A 7813-nucleotide genomic window follows, 5' to 3' on the forward strand; every position below is an offset into this window, starting at 1 on the left:
GCGCCTACCACAAACAGCGCCCATGGTAGCCCCAACGGCTGTGGCAAACTCGCGCGCTTCTCGTTTTCACATCGACGGTGCATGCAGCAGATCATCCGGCAGATCGCCACAGAAATCAGGGTTGAAGAACGACAAGTGCTCGCAGCGGTCGAGCTGCTGGATGGGGGAGCCACGGTGCCCTTCGTCGCGCGCTACCGCAAGGAAGCCACGGGCGGCCTGGACGACATCCAGCTGCGCGAGCTGTCCTACCGCCTGGACTACCTGCGCGAACTCGAAGACCGCCGTGCCTCGGTGCTCAAGAGCATCGACGAACAGGGCAAGCTCACCGACGCGCTGCGCGCCGCCATCGCCGCCGCGCCGACCAAACAGGAACTCGAAGACCTCTACCTGCCGTTCAAGCAGAAGCGCCGCACCAAGGGCCAGATCGCGCGGGAATTCGGCATCGAACCGCTGGCCGACAAGCTGTTCGCCGACCCCACGCTGGACCCGGCGGCCGAAGCCGCCGCGTTCACCCGCCCGCCAGAAGTGCTGGACGACGGCAAGCCCGGCGCCGATTTCTCCACCGTGCCGGCCGTGCTCGACGGTGTGCGCGACATCCTGAGCGAGCGCTGGGCCGAAGACGCCACCTTGCTGCAGAACCTGCGCGAATGGCTCTGGACCGAAGGCCTGCTCAAGAGCACGCTGGTGAACGGCAAGGACGAGAACGCGCCCGAGGTGGCGAAGTTCCGCGACTATTTCGACTACGACGAGCCGATCGCCCGCGTGCCGTCGCACCGGGCGCTGGCCGTGTTCCGCGGCCGCGCGCTGGAGATCCTGGACGCCAAGCTGGTGCTGCCCGAGCCCGAGGTGGTGCCCGCCACCACCGGCAAGGCCGCGCCCGTGGTCTCGCTGGCCGAAGGCCGCATCGCCCTGCACCTGGGCTGGAGCCACAAGGGCCGCGCCGCCGACGACCTGCTGCGCAAGTGCGTGGCCTGGACCTGGCGCGTCAAGCTCTCGCTCTCCAGCGAGCGCGACCTGTTCGCCCGCCTGCGCGAGAGCGCCGAGGCGGTGGCGATCAAGGTCTTCGCCGACAACCTGCGCGACCTGCTGCTGGCCGCGCCGGCCGGCCCCAAGGTGGTGATGGGCCTGGACCCGGGCATCCGCACCGGCGTGAAGGTGGCGGTGGTCGATGCCACCGGCAAACTCGTCGACACCGCCACGGTGTACCCGCACGAACCCCGGCGCGACTGGGACGGCGCTCTGCACACCCTGGCGCTGCTGGGCCGCAAGCACGGCGTGAACCTGGTCGCCATCGGCAACGGCACCGCCAGCCGCGAGACCGACAAGCTCGCCGCCGACCTCATCAAGCTGCTGGAGAAGGCCAACCTGACCGGTGTGCAGAAGGTCGTGGTCAGCGAGGCGGGCGCCTCGGTCTATTCCGCGAGCGAATTCGCCTCGCAGGAAATGCCCGACGTGGACGTGAGCCTGCGCGGCGCGGCCAGCATCGCGCGCCGCCTGCAGGACCCGCTGGCCGAGCTGGTGAAGATCGACCCCAAGAGCATCGGCGTGGGCCAGTACCAGCACGACGTGAACCAGAGCGAGCTCGCGCGCACCCTCGACGCCGTGGTGGAAGACTGCGTGAACGGCGTGGGCGTGGACCTGAACACCGCCAGCGTGCCGCTGCTCTCGCGCGTCTCCGGCCTTTCGGGCAGCGTGGCCAAGGCCGTGGTGCGCTGGCGCGAGACGCATGGCGCGTTCAAGAGCCGCCAGCAGCTGATGGACGTGGCCGGCCTGGGCGCCAAGACCTTCGAGCAGAGCGCGGGCTTCCTGCGCATCCGCGGCGGCGAGAACCCGCTGGACATGACCGGCGTGCACCCCGAAACCTACGCCGTGGTCGAGCAGATCATGGAGAAGACCGGCAAGCACGTGGGCGAGCTGATGGGCCGCGCCGACATGCTCAAGACCCTGCGGCCCGAGCTGTTCGCCAACGAGCGCTTCGGTGTCATCACGGTCAAGGACATCCTGGGCGAGCTGGAAAAGCCCGGGCGCGACCCGCGCCCGGACTTCCAGGTGGCGCGTTTCAACGAAGGCGTGGACGACATCAGCGACCTGCGCGAGGGCATGGTCCTCGAAGGCACGGTGAGCAACGTGGCCCAGTTCGGCGCTTTCGTGGACCTCGGCGTGCACCAGGACGGCCTGGTGCATGTGAGCCAGCTGTCGCACAAGTTCGTGAACGACGCGCGCGAGATCGTCAAGACCGGCGACATCGTCAAGGTCAAGGTGATGGAAGTGGACGTGGCGCGCAAGCGCATCGGCCTGTCCATGAAGCTCGACGCCGCGCCGGCCCGGCGCGATGGGCCGCGCGACAACCGCTTCGAAGCCTCGCGCGGACACGGCCGCTCCAGCGGCCCGGCCTCGCCACCGGCGCCATCGGCCATGGCCTCGGCCTTCGCCAAGCTGAAAAAAGGCGCCTGAGCCTGCGCCGGGGCCCGGCCGGGCAGGGGCGACAGACTTGAGGCCCACCGGCCTCAAGTCTTCGGTTGAATCGCCGATAAGGAGGGAAATCGGAAATCCTTCTGCACGCACGGCCTTCACCACCCCATGGAACTCGAAGCCCTCCTGAACTACCCGCGCGCCTTGCCCGCGATGTCGCGCACCGTCTCGGACCTGCTGGCCGAGATGAACAAGGAAGACCCCAGCCCCAAACGCGTCGCCAGCCTGGTGGCGCACGATCCCGCGCTCACCACCCGCGTGCTGCGCCTGTCGAACTCGGCCTTTTTCCGCGTCAGCCGCCAGATCGGCAGCGCCGAAGAGGCGGTGGCCCTGCTGGGCATGACCCATGTGCGCTCGCTGGTGATGGCCGCGGCGCTGGGCTCAAGCTTCAAGAACGTGCCGGGCGTGGACATGGTCCAGTTCTGGCGCTACAGCCTGCGGGTGGCCGATATCTCGCGCTCGCTCTCCAGCCTGCTGCGCCAGAACGAGGGCAATGCCTTCACCGCCGGCCTGGTGCACGCCATCGGCGACCTGATCATGCACATCGCCATGCCCGACGTGATCGGGCCCATCGACATGGGCACGCCGCCGCTGGACCTGCGCCGCGCCGAGGTGGAGCGCTCGGTGCTGGGCTACACCTACGCCGAGGTCGGCGCCGGCATGGCCGAAAAGTGGCAGTTCCCCACCACCATCGTCTCCGCCCTCAAGCACCAGACCGCGCCGTTCGACGGCGAGGTGTACGACACGCTCGGCGGCGTGCTGCACCTGGCCTCCTGGCGCGCCCGTGCCGAGGAAATCCAGCTCGACGAAGCCGGCCTCGTGGCCACCTTCCCCGACATGATCGGCCTCACGCTGGGCCTGGACCTGGACAGCGTGCTGGGCAAGGATCCCACGGAATGGTCATTCAGCCAGGCCCTCAGCGCATTCATTGACTGAAAAGTTCTAAAGTGCGTCGCCTTTGCGACGATGACAAAGGGACAACTTTCTTGCAGTCACGTCTCAGCAAAGGCAGGTCATCATGCAACTCGAAAAGCTCCTCAAGCAACCGAATGCACTTCCGTCTGCGCCCAAGGTCGTGCGCAAGCTGATCGAGACCTTCGACAAGGAAGATGTCGACGCCATGCTGGCGGCCTCGTTGATCGAAGACGATCCGGTGCTGACCGCCAAGCTGCTCAAGACCGCCAATTCCGCCTTCTTCGGGCTGCACCGCTCGGTGAGCAATGCGCGCGACGCGATCAATGTGCTGGGCCTCATCAAGGTGCGCGCGCTGGTGATTGCCGCCTCGCTGGGCGAAGGCTTCCACACCGTGGGTGGGGTCAACCTCAACCAGTTCTGGCGCTACAGCCTCAACACGGCCAACCTCTCGCGCTACATCGCGCTGCCGATCAAGATGGACGAGAACACCGCGTTCACGGCCGGCCTGATCCATGGCATCGGCGAACTCGTCATGCACGTGGGCATGCCCGAGGCCATGATCGACCTCGACCGCAGCGTACCCATGCTCGATCTCAAGCGCGCCAAGGCCGAGCGCGGCCTGTTCGGCTACAGCTACGCCGAAGTGGGCGCGGCGCTGGCGCGCGACTGGCATTTCCCCAAGCGCATGATCAACGCGATCCTGCACCAGACCGCGCCGTTCGACAACGATGTGTACGAGCCCATTGCCGGCGTGATCCACATCGGCTCCTGGCGCGCTCGCGCCGAAGAGCAGCAGATGCGCTCGGAGCTGCTGATCAACACCTACCCGGATCCCGTGGGGCTGGTGCTCGGCATCGATCCCGACACCGTGGTGGCCGAAGAGATTCCGTCGATTTCGCGCCATTCGGAAGTCACCGAGGCGTCCGAACCGAACTGATCTTTTTGAACCTCCGGGGCTGCGCGACAATCGCAGCCCTATGTCCGCGCTCCGTCTCTACGCCGGCCCCACGGCCCGGCGGCATATCGAACAACATGGCCTGCGTCCCCACGACGTCGGCATCATCCCCGCGGCGGCGGGCGGCCCCAAGGGCCTGATCCTCGGCCCCCTCGATCGTTTCCTGTTCGGCGAGTGGCTGCCGCGCAGCGATCAGGCCGTGCACCTGGTCGGTGCGTCCATCGGCGCCTGGCGCATGGCCACGGCCTGCCTGGACAACCCCGTGGAAGCCTTCGAACGGCTGGAGCGGGACTACATCGCCCAGCACTACGACCTGCCCGCCGGGCAAAAGCGCCCCACGGCCAGCCAGATCAGCCAGCGCTTCGGTGAAAACCTTCAGCTGTTCTACGGCGGACGGGTGGAGGAAGCCCTTCACAACCCCCGCTACCGCCTGCACATCGTCACCTCGCGGGGGCGCCTGCTGCTGCGGCACGAAGGCCACCTGCGCACGCCGCTGGGTTACCTCGGCGCCTTCACCGCCAATGCGCTGCACCGCAAGGCGTTGGGCGCCTGGCTGGAGCGGGTGGTGTTCTCGTCCGTGCCGTCCGGCTCGGGCGGGGTGAGCCCGCTGCCTTTCGCCACGCTCGACTACCGCACGCGGCAGGTACCGATGTTCGCCGACAACTTCATGGACGCGTTGCAGGCGAGCTGCTCGATTCCCTTCATGCTGCGCCCGGTGCGCAACATCGCGGGCGCGCCACCGGGCACCTACTGGGACGGCGGTCTCACCGACTACCACCTGCACCTGCAGTACCAGCCGCCGACGGCATCGCCCATCGTGCTGTACCCCCACTTCCAGAAAGCCGTGGTGCCCGGCTGGCTCGACAAGGCCTGGAAGGGCCGGCACCGCAGCAGCCCGGCGCTGGACACCATGCTGGTGATCGCGCCCGATCCGGAGTGGGTCAAGCAGTTGCCCAACAGCAAGCTGCCCGACCGGGACGACTTCAGCCGCTACGGGCAGGACCTGCCGGCGCGCATGAAGGCCTGGAACGGCGCCACCAGCGCCGCGCGCCAGCTGGCCGACGAGTTCGCCCGGTGGCTGGAGAAGCCCGACCTCTCGCGCGTCGAGCCGCTGTAGGGCGCGGGATAATCCCCCCATGCCCGCCTTTCTCACCGCCGCCCTGTACCAGTTCGTCGATCTGCCGGACCACGCCGACCTGCGCGAACCCCTTCTGGCCTGCTGCGAGGCCCACGGCGTCAAGGGCACGTTGCTGCTGGCGCGCGAAGGCATCAACGGCACCATCGCGGGGCCGGAAGAGGGGGTGCTGGCGGTGCTTGCCCACCTGCGCGCCGACCCGCGCCTGGCTCAGTTGCCGCACAAGACCTCCTGGAGCGATCATCCGCCGTTCCACCGCATGAAGGTGCGGTTGAAGAAAGAGATCGTCACCCTGCGGGTGCCCGGGCTGGACCCGAACCAGACCGTGGGCCAGTACGTGAAACCGCAGGACTGGAACGCCTTGCTGGCCGATCCGGACGTGGTGCTGATCGACACGCGCAATGATTACGAAGTGGCCATCGGCACCTTCCAGGGCGCGATCAACCCGAACATCAAGACCTTCACCGAACTGCCGGCCTGGCTGGATGCCCAGCCGGCCTTGCAGGGTGAGGGCAGGAAACCCAAAGTGGCGATGTTCTGCACCGGCGGGATCCGCTGCGAGAAGTCGACCGCCCTCATGAAGATGCGAGGCTTCGACGAGGTCTATCACCTGGAAGGCGGCATCCTCAAGTACCTGGAAGAGGTGCCGCCCGAGCAAAGCACCTGGCAGGGCGACTGCTTCGTGTTCGACGAGCGCGTGAGCGTGGGCCACGGCCTGGCGCCCGGCCCGCACGAGCTCTGCCGTTCGTGCCGCTGGCCACTGAGCCCCGAGGAAAAGGCCTCACCCCACTACGTCAAGGGCGTGAGCTGTGCCCATTGCCACGACCAGCGCAGCCCGGAAGAGAAAGCCCGCCTCGCGGAGCGCCAGCGCCAGGTGGAGCTGGCCGAAGCGCGCGGCGAGGTGCACGTGGGGGCGCGCATGGACGGGCAAGGCGGCGGTGCGGAGGGCCAGCCCGAGCCGCATGCCTGACCCTAGCGGTGGCGCCTCAGGTCTTCGATGGTCTTGCCGTCCTCGGGAAGCGCTCCGGGCACCAGCAGCGCCACCTCGGCCCGCAGCTTGGTGACTTCGCGGATCGCCTCCTGGATGCGCTGCTCGAGTTCTTCGGAAGGTCTCGACACCTCGACCTGGAAGAGCATGTGGTCCGTGCCCATTTCGCCGCTGACGACCAGCTTGGCACGCCGTATCTCTGAAAAGCGCTCGGAGATCGATGCCACCTGGGTCGGGTGCACGAACATGCCGCGCACCTTGGTGGTCTGATCCGCGCGGCCCAGCCAGCCCTCGATGCGCAGATTGGTCCTGCCGGTGGGGCATTGGCCGGGCAGGAAGGCCGACAGGTCGCCCGTGGCAAAGCGGATCAACGGGTAGGTGGGGTTGAAGGTGGTGACGACCACCTCGCCGATTTCACCCACGGCCACCGGCTCGCCGGTGCCGGGCCGCACGATTTCCAGAACCAGGTTTTCGTCCAGCACCATGCCCTCCAGCGCCTGGGTCTCGTAGGCGATCAGGCCCAGATCGGCCGTGGCGTAGGCCTGGAAGGCCGAAATGCCCTGTTCCTGGAACCAGCCCCGCAGGCTTTGCGAGCAGGCCTCGCCACTGAAAAGGGCGCGCTTGAGCGAAGACAGGGGCACGCCCATGTCGGCGGCCCGCTCCAGAACGATCTTCAGGAAGCTCGGGGTGCCCACGTACGCCTGCGGCCCCAGATCGGCCATGGTCTGCACCTGCAGCTCTGTCTGCCCGGTGCCGGCGGGCAGCACGGTGCAGCCCAGGCTGATGGCGCTGGACTCCATGATGGCGCCAGCGGGCGTGAGGTGGTAGCTGAAGGCGTTGTGGATCAGGTCGCCGCGCCGGAAACCGGCGGCGTGCATGGCGCGCGCGACGCGCCAACTGCCCCGGCCTTCGCCCTCGGGTTCGTAGATCGGTCCCGGGCTGGCGAAGACCCGGGACATGCCGGGCCCGTAGCCGATGCTGCAGAAGCCACCAAAAGGGCCCCCATGCAGCGCGCGCCCTTGGCGTTGCAGCGCGATCAGTTCGTGCTTTCGGGTGACGGGCAATTGCGCCAGCGCTTCGCGCGTGTTGATGGCCGCGGGGTCGACATCCTTGAGGATGTCGGCATAGGCGGTGGTGTGCCGTCTGGCGTGCTCGACCTGCCGCGCCAAGGCCTTCATCAGATAGGCCTCCCGCTCGGCCTGCGAGCGGGTCTCCAAGTGATCGAAATGCTCGCTCATGGTGGTATCTCCTACGCCAGCCAGCGCTTGCGCCGCTTGTAGCTCTTGATGTCCTTGAAGGACTTGCGCTCGCCCCCGCCCATGCCGAGGTAGAACTCCTTGACGTCCTC

6 protein-coding genes and 1 pseudogene are annotated in these 7813 nt (G+C 67.6%); 5 read left to right on the forward strand and 2 right to left on the reverse strand.

All coding sequences use genetic code 11. The features are described 5' to 3' along the window. The first annotated feature begins 81 nt into the window (after positions 1-81). From AC1Q9M_RS18495 to trhO, 5 genes are all read left to right on the forward strand, one after another. A complete protein-coding gene (locus tag AC1Q9M_RS18495) occupies positions 82-2454 on the forward strand; it encodes a Tex family protein (RefSeq protein ID WP_492434992.1) in 2373 nt (790 codons plus the stop codon). Positions 2455-2580: 126 nt separating this feature from the next. Further along, positions 2581-3408: an HDOD domain-containing protein gene (locus tag AC1Q9M_RS18500; protein ID WP_382157839.1), complete on the forward strand. Its 828-nt coding sequence runs from the start codon at positions 2581-2583 to the stop codon at positions 3406-3408. Between the two features lie 82 nt (positions 3409-3490). Next, positions 3491-4324 (forward strand): HDOD domain-containing protein, encoded by an 834-nt coding sequence (locus AC1Q9M_RS18505; RefSeq protein ID WP_382157841.1) that lies wholly within the window; start codon positions 3491-3493, stop codon positions 4322-4324. A 40-nt stretch (positions 4325-4364) separates the two neighbouring features. Next, positions 4365-5459 carry a patatin-like phospholipase family protein gene (locus AC1Q9M_RS18510; protein ID WP_444686593.1) on the forward strand — a complete coding sequence of 365 codons (1095 nt, stop codon included), beginning with the start codon at positions 4365-4367 and terminating at the stop codon, positions 5457-5459. Positions 5460-5478: 19 nt separating this feature from the next. After that, positions 5479-6447 (forward strand): oxygen-dependent tRNA uridine(34) hydroxylase TrhO, encoded by a 969-nt coding sequence (gene trhO, locus AC1Q9M_RS18515; protein WP_382157845.1) that lies wholly within the window; start codon positions 5479-5481, stop codon positions 6445-6447. 2 nt (positions 6448-6449) lie between these two features. Here trhO and AC1Q9M_RS18520 read toward each other — a convergent pair whose 3' ends face one another. Then, entirely contained in the window at positions 6450-7703 is a 1254-nt protein-coding gene (locus tag AC1Q9M_RS18520; RefSeq protein WP_382324886.1) for a phenylacetate--CoA ligase family protein, read from the reverse strand. An 11-nt stretch (positions 7704-7714) separates the two neighbouring features. Beyond that, a pseudogene (locus AC1Q9M_RS18525) lies at positions 7715-7813 on the reverse strand (ABC transporter ATP-binding protein); the annotation flags it as partial.

This window comes from Hydrogenophaga sp. GW823-FHT04C09 (genome assembly GCF_058796355.1).